Annotated in this window: 17 protein-coding genes; 9 read left to right on the plus strand and 8 right to left on the minus strand. The window is 67.5% G+C overall.

The window, feature by feature from the left end; all coding sequences use genetic code 11:
* Positions 1 to 126: 126 nt before the first annotated feature.
* Both ASD37_RS24770 and ASD37_RS24775 read right to left on the minus strand, forming a co-directional pair.
* The gene (locus ASD37_RS24770) at positions 127 to 699 is read right to left on the minus strand and encodes a hemerythrin domain-containing protein (RefSeq protein ID WP_056557894.1); all 573 of its coding nucleotides are present in this window, start codon (positions 697 to 699) and stop codon (positions 127 to 129) included.
* 124 nt (positions 700 to 823) lie between these two features.
* On the minus strand, positions 824 to 1,186 hold the full coding sequence (locus ASD37_RS24775) for a metallopeptidase family protein (RefSeq protein WP_056557896.1): 363 nt from the start codon (positions 1,184 to 1,186) through the stop codon (positions 824 to 826).
* 110 nt (positions 1,187 to 1,296) lie between these two features.
* On the opposite strand from ASD37_RS24775, the gene ASD37_RS24780 reads away from it, so the two are divergent.
* Positions 1,297 to 2,202 (plus strand): DUF1295 domain-containing protein, encoded by a 906-nt coding sequence (locus tag ASD37_RS24780; RefSeq protein ID WP_056557898.1) that lies wholly within the window; start codon positions 1,297 to 1,299, stop codon positions 2,200 to 2,202.
* A complete protein-coding gene (locus tag ASD37_RS24785) occupies positions 2,199 to 3,308 on the plus strand; it encodes an FAD-dependent oxidoreductase (RefSeq protein ID WP_056558288.1) in 1,110 nt (369 codons plus the stop codon). Before ASD37_RS24780 ends, ASD37_RS24785 begins: the two co-directional genes overlap by 4 nt.
* Positions 3,309 to 3,315: 7 nt before the next feature.
* Here ASD37_RS24785 and ASD37_RS24790 read toward each other — a convergent pair whose 3' ends face one another.
* Positions 3,316 to 3,984 (minus strand): O-methyltransferase, encoded by a 669-nt coding sequence (locus ASD37_RS24790; RefSeq protein ID WP_056557900.1) that lies wholly within the window; start codon positions 3,982 to 3,984, stop codon positions 3,316 to 3,318.
* Positions 3,985 to 4,077: 93 nt separating this feature from the next.
* On the opposite strand from ASD37_RS24790, the gene ASD37_RS24795 reads away from it, so the two are divergent.
* The gene (locus ASD37_RS24795; RefSeq protein WP_056557902.1) at positions 4,078 to 4,977 is read left to right on the plus strand and encodes a LysR family transcriptional regulator; all 900 of its coding nucleotides are present in this window, start codon (positions 4,078 to 4,080) and stop codon (positions 4,975 to 4,977) included.
* Between the two features lie 272 nt (positions 4,978 to 5,249).
* Entirely contained in the window at positions 5,250 to 5,657 is a 408-nt protein-coding gene (locus tag ASD37_RS24800) for a heme-binding protein (RefSeq protein ID WP_056557904.1), read from the plus strand.
* Between the two features lie 143 nt (positions 5,658 to 5,800).
* Here the strand turns inward: ASD37_RS24800 and ASD37_RS24805 are convergent, their stop codons facing one another.
* From ASD37_RS24805 to ASD37_RS24815, 3 genes are read right to left on the minus strand one after another with little or no spacing between them, the layout of a single operon-like run.
* Positions 5,801 to 6,232: an SRPBCC family protein gene (locus ASD37_RS24805; RefSeq protein WP_056557906.1), complete on the minus strand. Its 432-nt coding sequence runs from the start codon at positions 6,230 to 6,232 to the stop codon at positions 5,801 to 5,803.
* Positions 6,233 to 6,241: 9 nt separating this feature from the next.
* The gene (gene lipE / locus ASD37_RS24810; protein ID WP_056557908.1) at positions 6,242 to 7,486 is read right to left on the minus strand and encodes a lipase LipE; all 1,245 of its coding nucleotides are present in this window, start codon (positions 7,484 to 7,486) and stop codon (positions 6,242 to 6,244) included.
* Positions 7,483 to 7,983: a peroxynitrite isomerase gene (locus ASD37_RS24815; RefSeq protein ID WP_056557910.1), complete on the minus strand. Its 501-nt coding sequence runs from the start codon at positions 7,981 to 7,983 to the stop codon at positions 7,483 to 7,485. Before ASD37_RS24815 ends, lipE begins: the two co-directional genes overlap by 4 nt.
* 81 nt (positions 7,984 to 8,064) lie before the next feature.
* On the opposite strand from ASD37_RS24815, the gene ASD37_RS24820 reads away from it, so the two are divergent.
* Positions 8,065 to 9,366, plus strand: a complete 1,302-nt coding sequence (locus tag ASD37_RS24820) for an HNH endonuclease signature motif containing protein (protein ID WP_056557912.1) — start codon at positions 8,065 to 8,067, stop codon at positions 9,364 to 9,366.
* On the opposite strand, the gene ASD37_RS24825 is transcribed toward ASD37_RS24820, so the two are convergent.
* Positions 9,363 to 10,244: an NAD-dependent epimerase/dehydratase family protein gene (locus ASD37_RS24825; protein WP_056557914.1), complete on the minus strand. Its 882-nt coding sequence runs from the start codon at positions 10,242 to 10,244 to the stop codon at positions 9,363 to 9,365. The two genes, ASD37_RS24820 and ASD37_RS24825, sit on opposite strands and share 4 nt — an antisense overlap.
* Positions 10,245 to 10,330: 86 nt before the next feature.
* On the opposite strand from ASD37_RS24825, the gene ASD37_RS24830 reads away from it, so the two are divergent.
* On the plus strand, positions 10,331 to 10,909 hold the full coding sequence (locus ASD37_RS24830) for a TetR/AcrR family transcriptional regulator (protein WP_056557916.1): 579 nt from the start codon (positions 10,331 to 10,333) through the stop codon (positions 10,907 to 10,909).
* 4 nt (positions 10,910 to 10,913) lie between these two features.
* Here the strand turns inward: ASD37_RS24830 and ilvD are convergent, their stop codons facing one another.
* A complete protein-coding gene (gene ilvD, locus ASD37_RS24835) occupies positions 10,914 to 12,653 on the minus strand; it encodes a dihydroxy-acid dehydratase (protein ID WP_056557918.1) in 1,740 nt (579 codons plus the stop codon).
* A 79-nt stretch (positions 12,654 to 12,732) separates the two neighbouring features.
* Here ilvD and ASD37_RS24840 point away from each other — a divergent pair, with 79 nt between their 5' ends.
* From ASD37_RS24840 to ASD37_RS24850, 3 genes are all read left to right on the plus strand, one after another.
* Entirely contained in the window at positions 12,733 to 13,353 is a 621-nt protein-coding gene (locus ASD37_RS24840; protein WP_056558290.1) for a DUF305 domain-containing protein, read from the plus strand.
* Entirely contained in the window at positions 13,350 to 13,661 is a 312-nt protein-coding gene (locus ASD37_RS24845) for a metal-sensitive transcriptional regulator (RefSeq protein WP_056557919.1), read from the plus strand. The genes ASD37_RS24840 and ASD37_RS24845 overlap by 4 nt, the downstream gene beginning before the upstream one ends.
* Positions 13,662 to 13,822: 161 nt before the next feature.
* Positions 13,823 to 14,863 (plus strand): L,D-transpeptidase family protein, encoded by a 1,041-nt coding sequence (locus ASD37_RS24850; protein WP_056557921.1) that lies wholly within the window; start codon positions 13,823 to 13,825, stop codon positions 14,861 to 14,863.
* The last annotated feature ends 56 nt before the right edge of the window (positions 14,864 to 14,919 follow it).

Raw genomic sequence — 14,919 nt, forward strand, 5'->3', positions numbered from 1 at the left:
CTAGTCACGATAGAAGTCGACACCCGTCAACCGACACCGGGGGGCCCCTCTGTCGCATCGGGTGTGCGGGGAGATCGCGAATTCGTCGCCGACCGCGATCTGCCCGCAGACTCGACGCCTCGTGTTTTAGGCCGCCGAGCCCTTGAGTGCGTCGCGCGCCCGGTCCAGCAGCGACGCGAAGGGTCCCACCGCGAAGTTGGCGGCACCCGACTCGACGCCGGGGTGCGGATGCGTCGGTGCGATGCGCTCGGCGAACACGACCGCCTCGGTGAGCTTCTTCAACTCCGCGGCGTCCAGTTCGTCTTCGAGGCGGGGGAACTCCTCGGTCTCCTCCTTCTCGGCGTGCTGGAGGACGGCGGCCTGCAGATGGATGATCGCCTTGCTGAACTCGGCGGTGCCGAAGTCGAGCTTCTCGATCTCGGCGAGCGCGACCTTTGAATCGTGCTCCTCGGACAGCCGGGCATCGACGATCTCGTCACCGCCGGAGACCTTGCGGCGCACTCGCGGATGCACCATCATCTCCTCCGCGGTCTCGTGGACGGCGAGCATCGTGCGAAGGGCGTCGAACGACTTCCGTTGTGCCGCAGCGTCGGGCGCGTCCAGCGTCTCGGCGAACAGTCGCTTGATGGCCTCGTGCTGCTCGGTCAGGAAGGACACGACGTCCTGGTTGGTGCTGACGGTCCTGTCGTTGTTCGACATGCGAGTACCTCATCGATCGGACTACGGATGGCGGCGCGCTGGGCTGAGCGCCTCGTCCGGTTGGCTACCCGAGCGGCGGCGCGATGAAACGACGACCGAGCCGTTCGTCCCCGATGCTGAAGCCTCAATAGCGGTCGAGTTCGACGAGCCGCTCGTCGCTGATGCCGAAGTGATGTGCGATCTCGTGGAGTACGACGTGCTTGATCTCGCGGTATAGCCGGTCCGGATCGGCGCCGAAGAGTCGCGTGAGCGGACCTCGGAAGATGCTGATCTTGTCGGGAAGTACGCCGCTGTAGGCGGTGGTGCGTCGCGTCAGTGGGACGCCTTGGTACAGCCCGAGTAGACGTTGTCCGCCGGGAGGTTCGTCTTCGACGACGATCTCGACGTTGCCCATCGCGGCGAGGAGTTCGGCGGGCAGTGAGTTCACCGCCTCGTCGATCGCGACGTCGAACGGGTCTTCGCGCTCCGGCGCCGAGGTGTCGTCCACGTCTTCGAGAGTGCCAGAAGATCGACGACACACGTTCTGACCTGGCGTCGGCCGTCGCGCGACAACTAGAACGTGTTACATTTTTGGCTCTCCCGGAACCCGAGGGGCCAATGAGTAAGACCCGATCACTGGCGATCGTCACCGTCGCCTACGTCGTCGCCATCGGTGTCGGTGCGGCCTGGTTGGCGTGGGGACCCCACACCGGCAAGCTCTGGTTGGACGCCTTCGTGGCCGACCTGCTCGCCACCGTCGTGATCTTCGGCTTCAGTCGGGCCTACCGGAACTCCAGCTTCTACGACGCCTACTGGAGCGTCATCCCGCCGCTGCTGCTCTTCTACTGGTGGAGTCAGGCAGGGCCGGGCGTTGACCAACTGCGCTGCTGGCTCATCTCGATCGTGGTGCTGCTCTGGGCGATTCGATTGACGGCCAACTGGGTCTACGCCTTCCCCGGCCTGCACCACCAGGACTGGCGTTACCCGATGTTCAAACAGCGCGCGGGCCGTCTCGAACCGGTTGCCGACCTCGTCGCCATCCACCTGATCCCGACGTGTCAGGTGTTCCTCGCCATGGTGCCGGCGTACGTCGCCGTGACCCGGCCCGGCCCGGGTCTCGCATGGCTCGGGTGGCTCGCGTTCGTCATCGGGCTTGCCGCGGTCGCGCTGGAACTGGTGGCCGACGTCCAGATGCACCGATTCGTGCGGCACCGCCAACCGGGGGACGTGATGGACCGCGGACTGTGGAGTTGGTCGCGGCATCCAAACTACTTCGGGGAGTTCAGCTTCTGGTTCGCCGTCGCCCTGTTCGGCGTCGCGGCGGCACCCGCCGACGCGTGGTGGCTGGTCCTCGGCGCGATCGCGATCCTGGCGATGTTCCTCGGCGCCAGCATCCCCATGATGGAGACGCGAAGCCTCGAGCGGCGCCCCGCGTATCAGGCCGTGGTGGAACGGGTCTCGCGGTTCGTGCCATGGCCGCCGAAGGCGGCGAATTCGCCGGGGCCGCCAAAGGCGCCGCGGTGACCAGGAAGCGCGTCGTCGTCGCCGGGCTCGGCGACAGCGGCATCCTCACCGCGATCCGACTGGCACCCCATGCCGACGTCGTCGGCATCTCGGTCAAACCAGCACTGGTCAGCGGTCAGGAACTTGGCCTGCGGCTGAGTCGGCCCGACGACTGGGCACGCGACTACGTGATCGGGTTCGACAGGTTCCGCGGGCTGGACCGGGTGCGCACCGTGCACGGCACGCTCACCGGCGTCGACCCCGTCGCCCGTCACGTCTTCCTGCAGCGCGACGACGGGACGTCGGCCATCGAAGGCTATGACGCGCTGGTCATTTCGACCGGTGTCACGAACGGCTTCTGGCGGCGGCCGACGCTTCAGACCGCAGCCGACGTCGGCGACGAGCTGCGCGCCGCACACGACCGGATTGCCCGAGCCGAGTCCGTCGCCGTGATCGGCGGAGGTGCGGCGGCGGTCAGCAGCGCCGCCAACGTCGCACGCACCTGGCCCGGAAAACGCGTCGACCTCTACCACCCCGGCGAACGCCCGCTACCCGCACACCATCCCAAGGTCTGGAGCCACGTCCAGCGGCGGCTTCGCGACGTGGGGGTGGACGTACACGGAGGCCACCGAGCCGTCGTGCCGGACGGTTTCGCGTGCGACGAGATCACCAGCGGGGCGGTGCAGTGGAGTACCGGGCAGCCGCCGGCCGCCGCGGAGGCGGTGCTCTGGGCGATCGGCAGGGTCACCCCCAACACCGGCTGGTTGCCGTCGGACATGACCGACGACGACGGATTCGTCCGCGTCACGCCCGATCTCCGCGTCCCGGGACGAGCCGGTGTCTTCGCCGTCGGCGACGTCGCAGCCACCGACCCGCTGCGCAGTTCGGCCCGCAACCGGGCCGACGGACTGCTGGCACACAACATCCGAGCGGACTTCGCCGGACGACCGCTGCGCAACTACCGGGCACCAAAGCGGCGTTGGGGTTCCGTGCTGGGACCCCAGCCCGACGGGCTCGAGGTCTTCGCCCCGGGTGGTCGCCCCTTCCGGTTCCCGGCGTGGTCGGTCGACCGGGTGCTGCAACCGCTGATCGTCCGAAGGGGCATCTACGGCGGCATCCGAAACTGATCCCAGGTCAGCCGAGCCGGATGCAGGTCTGGATGCCGTCGCCCACCGGGAGCTTGACCGAAAGATATCCGTTGTCGGGGTCTCCGAGGTGAGCCAGCAGCGGGCCGTGAACGTCACTGCCCCAATCCATGTCGACGTCGTCGACCAGGATCAACGAACCCGGACGCAGTGACGGTTCCAGCAGGCGCAGCACCGGCAACGCCAAATCCGGCCAGCCGTCCAACAACACCAGGTCGACCACCTCCGGCACGTCGGCGAGCGTCTCGAGGGCGTCGCCGACGCGCAGGTCGATCAGGTCGGACACCCCTGCCTCGACGAAGTTGTGTTGAGCCGCAACGGCTTTGTCGTGTTGCAGCTCGGTGCCGATGACCGTTCCGCCGCCGTTGTCGCGCACGGCGCTGGCCAGGTGGATGGTGGAAACGCCGAACGAGGTGCCGTACTCGACGACGGTGCGGGCGCCGGTAGCCCGTGCCAGCAGGTACAGCAGCGCCCCACCCTCCGATGACACGGACATGTACACGTCCTTGAACAGCTCCGCTCGCTGCCCGGCGCTGAGGTGGGCGGGGAACCCGTCGACGCCGGTCTCGGCGAACGCCTGTGGGTCGTGCTCTTCTTCTGCTGACAACAAGCGTTGCAGCACAACGGAAACGGGTTCGGAATGCAGGGTTGACGTCATGGTGGTGGAACCTTTCTCGTGGTGACGGACACCAACGTACGATCGAGGTGAGTTGCAGTCCAGTGCATGTTTGATAAGGGATGGTTATCCAAAATGGAATCGGCTCTCGACCTGAATCTGTTCGTCGCGCTCGACGCGCTCCTCGACGAGGGCAGCGTCAGCGGAGCCGCGCAGCGGTTGCACACGTCCGCTCCCGCGATGAGCCGGACTCTCGCCAGGCTGCGTCGCATGCTCGACGACCCGATCCTGGTGCGTGCAGGCCGCGTCATGGTGCCGACCCCGCGGGCGTTGGCGATGAAGAGTCGGGTGCACGAACTCGTCGAGCGGGGCCGTGGCCTGCTGGGGCCCGAGGAGCAGCCGGACCCGGCCACCCTGCGTCGTACCTTCTCGGTGCAGATGGGCGACCTGCTGTCGCACACGATCGGCGCCCGTCTGGTGTCGCGAATTCGCGGTGAGGCCCCCGGCGTCACGCTGCGCTTCGTCGGCGACAGCCACGAGGACACCGCCGCGCTACGGGACGGCAGCGTCGACGTCGAAGTCGGACAGATACCGCGGATCCACCCGGAGACCCATATCGAGCCACTGTTCTCCGACCGGATGATCGGCGTCGTGCGGGCAGGCCACGAGCTCGCCGGCAAGCGGGTCACGCTGAAGCGCTTCGCCGCCGCCGACCACGTAGTCTCGTCGCGACGCGGGCGCCTCACCGGGCCGATCGACGGCCTGCTCGCCGAGCACGGGCTCCGTCGGCGCGTCGCCGTCTGCACCCCGACCGCGCTCTCGTCGCTGCATCTCGTTCACAGCAGCGACCTCGTCGGCATCACCCCGCTGGTGATCACCCGTACGACGGTGGCCGCGCTCGCGCTCGGCACCTTCGAGATCCCCCTGGACTTGCCGACGCTCGATCTGAGCCTGGCGTGGCACCCGCGATACGACGCCGACGGTGCGCACCAATGGTTGCGGCAGTGCATTCGAGACGCCTTTTCGGGCCTTTGACGAAAACCTCGGATAACGATTTGATCACGCGATTCCGGGCGACAAATCACGATCACTTAAGAGTTCGACCCCAACTCTGAAGATCAAGCCCGGGCGCTCGCCGAATTCTCCGGGAATTGTTGCCCATTTCACGCCGTGCCCACGTAACGCCTGGCAGGGCCCGTGCGAGGGGCTCGTCATCGGCGCCTGGGGACTTTAGGCGCGCTGCGTACCGTGGAATTCGGGTCGAGTACACGGCTCGTTCACACGAGACTCCCGAGGGGAAATCGATCATGAAATTCAGTGGTAAGTCGTTGACGTCCATGCGTCGCGGAACCGTCGGCCTGGTGGCCGGCGGATTGTTCGCCGGAGTCGCCGCGGCGACCATCGCGGCGCCGGCTGCGTCAGCAGCACCGGACTGCAGCGGGCAGGGCGTCGCCAACACCGTCAGCTCGGTCACGGGCTCGGCCCGCGACTACCTGCGCGCCCACCCGGGCGCCGACCAGGTGCTCTCCGCGGCGCGCAACCAACCACGCGAGGAAGCCGCCGCCAACATTCGGAACTACTTCACGGCCAACTCGCAGGAGTACTACGAACTGCGCGGCATCATCGCCCCGATCGGCGACACGCAGCGGACGTGCAACGTCTCCGTGCTGCCGCCGGACCTGGAATCGGCCTACGCCGAGTTCATGGCCGGCTGACGCACCTCGTCGACGAACCGCGGCCACGGGGCATCCACCGGGTGCTCCGTGGTCGCGGCGAGCCCGCCGACCGCGTGTGGCCACTTATGCCACGCATCGGCGCCATTTACGACAGACAACTGGCCACTCGGCGAAGCGATTCGCTAGCCGTAGAGCTCTTCGAACTTCTTGACCGACTTCTCGATGTCGCCCTTCACGGCGCGGGCGGCCGCCATGCCGATCGGGCCGAACAGAGGCGCTCCGCCGAGGTCGATCTTCAGCTTGAACTCGCACCCCTTGGACAGAGGCTTGACCGTCATGCGTAGCGCGTACTTGGTGCCGCCAAGGCCCTCGCCGGTTATGTCCATCAGCTGAGGCGGTTCGTACTCCTTGATGGTCCAGGTCACGCGGTTGCGCATGCCCTTGGCGCCCGCAACGCCGACGAGGATGGTGCCCACGGCGAGCTCGTCGGGCAGGTCGCAGCGCCAGCCCTGATGCATCGTCAACCAGTCCCCGAGCGAGGACAGGTCGGAGACGTGCGACCACGCCTCCTCCGGGCTGATGGACAGTTTGCGGGACAGCTCGACTTTGGCCACCCGCGAATGCTAGCCCGCAACCACCCGAGGGAATCCGGCGGCGATGGCGTCGAGCATGGCGGGGTAGCGCTTGGCCTCGCGGTGGCCACCGGGCTTGCCGCTGCTGACCACGCCGACGGCGAGGTCACGTTCGGGATCGGCCCAGACGGCGATGTCCACCAGACCGGTATGGCCGAACGCCGCGGGGGCGTTGAGTCCGAACGGGCCAAACCGCTTGGATCCCAGCATGTATCCGGTGCCCCAGCGCAGCGGCATCAGACCCATGGCGATGTCGGGCCGCAGGCGTCGGGCCGGCGACGTCGCCGCACGGAGCGTCTCGGGTGCCATCACCCGCACGCCGTCGAGTTCCCCACCGCGGCGGAGCATCTCGGCGAAGCGGGACAATTCGTGGGCGGTCGAGACGGTGCTGGACGACGGCACCACGCTGGTGAGGAACTTCGGTGTGTTGGTGAACGGAATGATCTGGTGCGTGGTGCCGCCGATGGCGAGCTTGAAGGCCGCCGCGATCGGTGCGGGCAGCGGCGACCCCGTGGCATGGCTGGGCGCGACCAGCGGAACGTCGTGCGGTGCAACGCCGTAATTGGTCCAGCGGAAGCCGAGCGGGTTCAGGATTTCGTCGCCGAGCACGTCGCGGATGTCCTTACCGGTGGCGGCCGAAACGATCTCCCTGGTCAGCGGTCCCCACGTCAGCGCGTGGTAGACGTGCACCATTCCCGGCGGGTAGATGGTTCGCAGGTTGCCGAGCATTTCACGGGCGTAGTCGCTGTCGTTCATCCGCTTCAGGTCGGGCTTGGGTCCGGTCGCGAAGGGGACGCCCGCACTGTGGGTCAGCACGTGCCGGATGGTGGTGCGGTCCTTGCGGTGGCTGGTGTAGGTCGGAAGGTACTCGCAGACCCGGTCGTCGAGTGAGAAGACGCCGCGCTCGGCCAACAGGTGGAACACGGTGGTGGTCATGGCCTTTGCCGCCGAATACACGCAGAACGGCGTCTCGGTGGTCACCGGAACCTTCTCGGCGTCCACCGGATCTTGCGGTCCGTTGCCCCAGCCGTGGCCGATCGCCCTGTCGAGGACGACGCGACCACGGTGTCGGACGCAGACCTGGATCGCGGGATGCATACCGGCCGCGTACCAGTGGCGGGTGGCCTGCCAGATGAGGTCGACCGAACCGGGGTCGACGTCGGAGTGGTCTTCGGCGGCGACACAGGTGACGGCGTCGAGGTCGGCGGGAACGCGAATCCGTCCGTCGGCGGTCATGTCGTCTTCCTGTGCAACGTCGCGGCGAGATGGTGCTGGAGCGGCTGGCCCACCGCGCCGAGGCGAAGGGTGTACGTCAGCTCGTCACCGACGAGGCGAAACGAACGTTCCAGCGCAGTAACGTCTTTCGCGGAGGCAGTGAGCCCGATCGACGTCGCCGTCAACTCCAGCTCCAGCACGTCACCGTTGACGGTCAGCGTGCCCTCCTGAATCTCGGTGACGCCCGTCGGGTGCGCAAGCACCAACTCGACGCGGCCAGCCGACGGGATCCGCAGGTACCCGGTCTCGGCATGCAGGGGTCGTCCGTCGTCGGCGGCTTTCGTCCGCTGCCCATAGCTCAGGAACGGTTTGCCGACATGGCCAAACGTGACCTCCTCGAGGTAGGAGAACGACGGAATGGTCGGGTATTCACCCGCGCCGGCACCCGCCCACGTTCCCAGCAGGGGAGCGAGGGCGGTGAGTGCGGGATGCAGGTCTGGCGGGCCGCCGAGCGTCATGTCAAAACCCTACTCACACCATCGACGAGCCCGCGGACCGCACGGCCAGGACTTGTCGGACCCCGCTTCTACAATGGTGTCATGTCCACGCCGACAACGCGTTTGAGCTCGAAGGAGCGCTTGGACGTGTTGTTCTCCGAGATGGAGGAGTTGGCGGGGCAGCGCAATGCGATCGACAGCCGGTTGGTGGAGATCGCCGCGGAGATCGAGGGTGACGGGATCTGGGGTGCCACCGGCTGCCGGTCGGTCCCGGCGTTGGTGGCGTGGAAGCTGGGTGTGTCCCCGCACAATGCGGAGACGATCGTGACCGCCGCCCGCCGTCTGGAGGAGTTCCCTCGGTGTGCGGCGATGATGCGCGACGGTCAGCTGTCGTTGGATCAGGTCGCTGTCATTGCCGAGCGGGCTGGCAAGGGTTCCGACGAGCACTACGCCCAGTTGGCGTCGGTGGCCACGGTGACCCAGCTGGCGATCAAGCTGGAGCCCCGTCCCAAACCGGACCGCAAGCCTGAGCCGGAGCGGTCGGTCCGCAAGACTGTAGGGGAAACCCACACGACGTACCGGATCACGCTGCCGAAGCTCGAGGCCGCGAAATTCGACGCCGCCATGGATTCTCATCGTGACGCGTTGGTGGCGGCGTGGAAGCGTGACCACGCCGGCGACACTGATATCGCCAGCGATATCGAAGCTGGCGAGGTGTACGGCGGTGCCCGGCACGGGGAGAATCCCGAGGGTCCGTCGGTGCAGGTACCGCCGTTCCCGAACGCCGCGGATGCGTTGATGAGTGTGGTGGAGGCCGGGTGGGACGCCGACGTGGCGCGGCGCCCGCACGGGCAGCACACCACCGTGGTCGTGCATCTGGATGTCGAGAGCCGCAACGCCGCTGTGCATTTGGGGTCGTTCCTGTCTGAGGAGGATCGCCGCTACCTGATGTGTGAGGCGGACTGTGAGGTGTGGTTGGAACGCCACGGTCAGGTGATCGGGTCCGGGCGGGCGACCCGCCAGATCAGCCGCCGCCTGCGCCGAGCCCTCGAACATCGGGACCGCTGCTGTGTGGTCCCCGGCTGCGGGGCGACCCGCGGACTACACGCCCACCACGTCAAGCATTGGGAGGACGGTGGCACCACCGAACTGGACAACCTGGTGTTGCTGTGTCCGTTTCATCACCGGTTGCATCACAGCGGGGGCATCACCGTCACCGGGCCGGCCGGGAACCTGGTGGTCACCGACGCCGACGGCAAGACCCTCAACCCGGGATCGCTGGCCCGGCCACCGACTCAACCCCGGCCATCGGTGAAGCCATGTCGCGGCCCGTTGGGGGAACGGGCTGAATGGTGGTGGTACACACCCTTCGAACCGCAACCACCGCCCGAGATCCCGAACTAGGGGCAGAGGTTCTCGAGGTCCTCGAGCAACCCGGGTCGGGTGGCGCGCCAGCCGAGCGCATCGCGGGTATGACGGCTGGACGCCGGTTGGTCCAGCAGGAAGATCTCTCCGTACGGGCCGAACTCCGCCGTCGGCACCGGCTGCACGGGCAGTCCCAGGCGGCGCCCGATGACGGCCGCGATGTCGCGCACCGCGACGCCCTCCTCGTCGACTGCGTGCCACGACGTGCCCGCCGGCGCGGACTCCAGCGCCAGCCGGAACAGGACGGCGGCATCGCGCGCGTGGACAGCGGGCCAGCGCTGCGTGCCGTCGCCGGGGTAACCCGCAACACCCGTGCGCCGCGCCGTGGTGGCGAGAAGCCCTGCGAATCCGCCGTTTCCGTTGTCGTGGGCGGTTCGCGGAATGCGCACCGCGACACTGCGCACGCCTTGCGACGCGAGACCGAGCAGGGCAAGCACCGCGCGGCCGCGACCTCCGACCGGGCCCTCGGTCGGCGGCGGGTCCGCCTCGGTGGACGCACGTCCCGCGATCCACGGCGTGCCGGAGGCGACGACGATGGGCCGGTCACTGCCCCGTAACTCGTCACCCATCGTCGCCAAGGCGTCCGTTTCCTTGACGATCTCGTGCGCCAAGGCGTCCGGGGTGGCGGCTTCGTGTCCGAAGGCGAGATGGATGACGCCGTCGGCCCGTCGGATCCCGTCCCGCAGGACGTCGACGTCGGACAGGGTGCCGCGCAGCACCTCGGCACCCGCGTCGGACAACGCCGCCGCCGAGGCGTCCGAACGTGCCAGCGCGAGGACGGTGTGGCCGTTGCCGAGGAGTTCGGTGAGGACGGGCGAACCAATGGTGCCGGTTCCCCCGGTGACGAAGACGTGCACGTGACACTCCAAACGTTGTGATGAGACCTTTGTCCCGTCACCGTACAACGTGATGGGACAAAAGTCCCGTCGCCTAGGATGTGACTATGGGTCGCTGGGAACCGGGTGCACGTCAGCGTCTCGTGCTCGCGGCCGTCGACCTGTTCACCGAGCAGGGGTACGACGCCACGACCGTCGCGCAGATCGCCGAGCGGGCCGGCGTCACCAAGAGCACGTTCTTTCGTCACTTCCCCGACAAGCGGGAACTACTCGTCGCCGGCCAGGAAAGCATGTGTCAGCTGCTGTCCGAGGGCATCGCGGAGGCGCCCGACGGCGCGAGCCCGATGGTCGCCGTCGCGGCGGCCCTCGAACGCGCCTCGGCGATGATGGGGCCGGACAATCGGGAACTCGGTCCCCGCATCAAGGCGGCGGTCGCGGCGAGCACCGAACTGCAGGAGCGCGACGCACTCAAGACCGTCAGCCTGGCGGCCGCCATGACCACGGCCCTACTGGCCCGCGGGGTGCCCGAGATGACCGCGCACCTGGCCGGCGAGCTCGGAGTGCTGGCCTTCAAACAGGGTTACGCGCGCTGGTCGGAGACCGAGCACCACGACGGTCGCGGCTTGGCCGAGTACGCCCTCGCGGCGCTCGAGGAACTGCGAACGGCCTCGAAGTCCCTGGACTGAGCGACTAGCCGCAGACCGCGCCCGTCGCCGCCGAGCCCACCAGCTTGCGATACTTGGCCAGCACGCCGGTGGGGTACTTGGGCGGCGGCGGGGTGAAACCCGCCTTGCGAGAATCGAATTCGTCGGCGTCGACGAGCAGGTCCAGCGTGCCCGTGCCAACGTCGAGCCGAATCCGGTCACCGTCCCGCACGAAGGCGATCGGGCCGGCGTCGACCGCTTCCGGCGCGATGTGCCCGACGCACAGACCCGTGGTGCCGCCCGAGAACCGGCCGTCGGTCATCAGCAGCACGTCCTTGCCGAGACCCGCGCCCTTGATGGCGCCGGTGATGGCCAGCATCTCGCGCATACCGGGTCCACCCTTGGGGCCCTCGTACCGGATGACGACCACGTCGCCGTTGGTGATGGTGCCGTCCTCGAGTGCGTCCATCGCCGCCCGCTCGCCGTCGAAAACCCGTGCGGTGCCCTCGAACACGTCGGAATCGAAGCCTGCCGACTTGACCACGGCGCCCTCCGGAGCCAACGACCCGTGCAGAATCGTGATGCCGCCCGTCGGGTGAATGGGATTGCTCATCACGCGCAGCACCTTGCCGTCGGGATCCGGCGGCTCGATGTGGGCGAGGTTCTCGGCCATGGTGCGGCCGGTGACGGTGAGGCAATCCCCGTTCAGCAGGCCGTTGTCCAGCAGTGCCTTCATGACGACGGGCACGCCACCGATCTCGTCGACGTGCTTCATCACGTGGCGGCCGAAGGGCTTGACGTCGGCGAGGTGCGGCACCTTCTGTCCGATGCGGGTGAAGTCCGCCAGGGTCAGCTTGACGCCGGCCTCCCACGCGATCGCCAGCAGGTGGAGCACGGCGTTGGTAGACCCGCCGAACGCCATCACCACGGCGATGGCGTTCTCGAACGCCTCCAGCGTGAGGATGTCACTGGTGGTGATGCCGCGGCGCAGCATCTCGACGACGGCCTCGCCCGACTGGCGGGCGTACTCGTCGCGGCGCTTGTCGATGGCCACCGGGGATGCGCTGCCAGGCAACGACATGCCAAGGGCCTCGGCGGCGCTGGCCATGGTGTTGGCGGTGTACATGCCGCCGCACGCACCCTCGCCCGGACAGATGGCGCGCTCGATGATGTCCACGTCCGCGCGCGACATCAACCCACGGGCGCAGGCGCCGACGGCCTCGAAGGCGTCGATGATCGTGACTTCCCGCTCGGTGCCGTCGGTCATCTTGGCGACGCCGGGCATGATCGAGCCGTTGTAGAAGAAGACGCTGGCCAGGTTGAGGCGGGCGGCGGCCATGAGCATCCCGGGGATCGACTTGTCGCAGCCGGCCAGGAGCACGGTGCCGTCGAGACGCTCGGCCTGCACCACGGTTTCGACGCTGTCCGCGATCACCTCGCGGGAGACCAGCGAGAAGTGCATGCCCTCGTGGCCCATGGAGATGCCGTCGGAGACGGAGATGGTGCCGAACTCCAGCGGGTAGCCGCCGGCGGAGTGCACGCCTCCCTTGACGGACTGCGCCAGTCGTTGAAGCGACATGTTGCAGGGCGTGATTTCGTTCCACGACGATCCGACGCCGATCTGAGGCTTGACCCAGTCGTCGTCGCCCATGCCGACGGCCCGCAGCATTCCGCGGGCGGCGGTCTTCTCGAGGCCGTCGGTGACGTCGCGGCTACGGGGCTTGATGTCGGGCGACGATGAGCCGCTTGCGCGAAGAGAATCGGGCTTCGAAGCGTCTGAGGGCATTGATCGATTATGCCTTCGGGTCGTTCGCCGACCAAACCATTCCGGATACCCCGGAGGGGTATCCGGTACGGTGGCCTTCATGAAGACGTTGATCGCTCTGGTGGCCGCCGTCGCCACCGCACTGCTCGTGTCCTCCTGTACCAGCCCCAGCTCGACCTCGTCGGACGGTCACACCGACCACACCCACGGCAGCGAATCCAGTGCTGCCGCCCCGAACAACGCCAACAACAACGCCGCCGACGTCACCTTCGTCTCCGGCATGATTCCGCACCACGAGCAGGCCGTGGAGATGTCCGCACTCGTCCCGCAGCGGTCCACCAATCCCGAGGTGATCAAGCTCGCCGCCGACATCTCCGCTGCCCAGGAACCCGAGATCCAGACCATGAAGGGCTTCCTCGCCCAGTGGAACGCCGGCGAGGGCGACGTAAACGAGGGCGCTGGGCACGAGGGTCACGACATGGGCGCCATGACCGGAATGGTCGACGACGGCTCGATGGCGAAGCTCGAAACCCTCAAGGGGGCGGAGTTCGACCAGCTCTGGCTGACGTCGATGATCGGCCATCACGAGGGGGCCGTCACGATGGCCAACACCGAGATCGCCGACGGCGCCAACGCCGACGCGAAGGCGCTGGCCAGCCACATCGTCACGGTGCAGCAGGCCGAGATCGCCCAGATGAAGAAGATGGTGGCCGCGTCATGACCGATGAACCAGTGGAAAACGCGGCGCCACACGGGTATTCGCCGCACAAGGAGAACTACGCCAAGCGACTGCGGCGCGTCGAAGGCCAAGTGCGGGGCATCGCCAAGATGATCGAGGAAGACAAGTACTGCATCGACGTCCTCACCCAGATCAGCGCGGTCAACAGTGCGCTGCAGTCCGTCGCCCTCGGGCTGCTCGACGAACACCTCGGACACTGCGTGACGCACGCCGTCGCAGAAGGTGGCCCCGAGGCCGAGAAGAAGCTCGCCGAGGCGTCCGCCGCCATCGCCCGGCTGGTGAAGTCCTGAGCATTCGGCTGCGAGCAAGGTAACGAACCGTCGGCCCCGTGCGAAGAACAAGCAGGTCAGTGCCGTTTGAGTCGAACGGTGCCCCCGGTCGGAGGCTCATCGCCGGAAGTGCTGGATCCGTCCGCTGTGTAACACTTGAAGCACTGTATTGGAGGTGGCGCATGCGCCAAAGCACGTTCACGCGGACCACGACGCGATTTGCGACGGCGATCTTCGCCGCTGGTCTCGTCGGAGGATTCGTCATCGGCAGCCCGTCTGCCTGGGCAGATCCCGAGGTCAACCCGGATCCGGCGGCAATCGACTCGCAGCCGATCGAGGCTCCGGCCCCGCCCCCGTTCGGGGACGTGCCACCGCCCGCCCCGATGCCGTTCGGCTTCCCGCCGCCCGGAGATCCGATGGCGCCGCCGCCGTTCAACCCGCTGGGCGCACCCGCGCCTGCGCCCACGGTGATCCCCGAGGGCACCCCTGCCGGACAGGATCCCACCCCCTACACCGGGCCGCCGGTCTTCGCGGCCCCGTCGTTCAACCCGAGCAACGGCTCGATGGTGGGCGTCGCCAAGCCGATCGCGATCAACTTCGCCCGGCCGATCGCAGACCGTCAGATGGCCCAGTCCGCGGTGCACGTCTCGTCGGTGCCGGCAGTGCCCGGCAAGTTCTACTGGCTCAGTGACACGCAACTGCGCTGGCGTCCGATCGACTTCTGGCCGGCCAACACCACGGTCAACATCGACGCCGGTGGCGCCAAGTCCAGTTTCCGGACCGGTGAGTCGCTGGTGGCGACGATCGACAACGCCACGCATCAGATGCAGGTCGTCCGGAACGGAACGTTGGAGAAGACGTTCCCGGTGTCGCTCGGCAAGACGGGCAACGACACCCCCAACGGCACCTACTACGTGCTCGAGAAGTTCAACGACATCGTCATGGACAGCTCGACGTACGGCGTGCCGGTCAACTCGGCGCAGGGGTACAAGCTGAAGGTTCAGGACGCGGTCCGGATCGACAACAGCGGCATCTTCGTGCACAGCGCGCCGTGGTCCGTCGCCGATCAGGGCAAGCGCAACGTGAGCCACGGTTGCATCAACCTCAGCGCGGCCAACGCGCAGTGGTTCTTCGACAACTTCGGCAGCGGCGACCCGATCGTCGTGAAGAACTCCGTCGGGCTGTACAACCAGAACGACGGCGCCCAGGATTGGCAGATGTAACTCGCGAGTACTCCGCGAGCAGACGTAAAAGGCCCTGAAACCTAGTGTTTCAGGGC

Source organism: Mycobacterium sp. Root135 (assembly GCF_001426545.1).
GTDB lineage: Bacteria > Actinomycetota > Actinomycetes > Mycobacteriales > Mycobacteriaceae > Mycobacterium.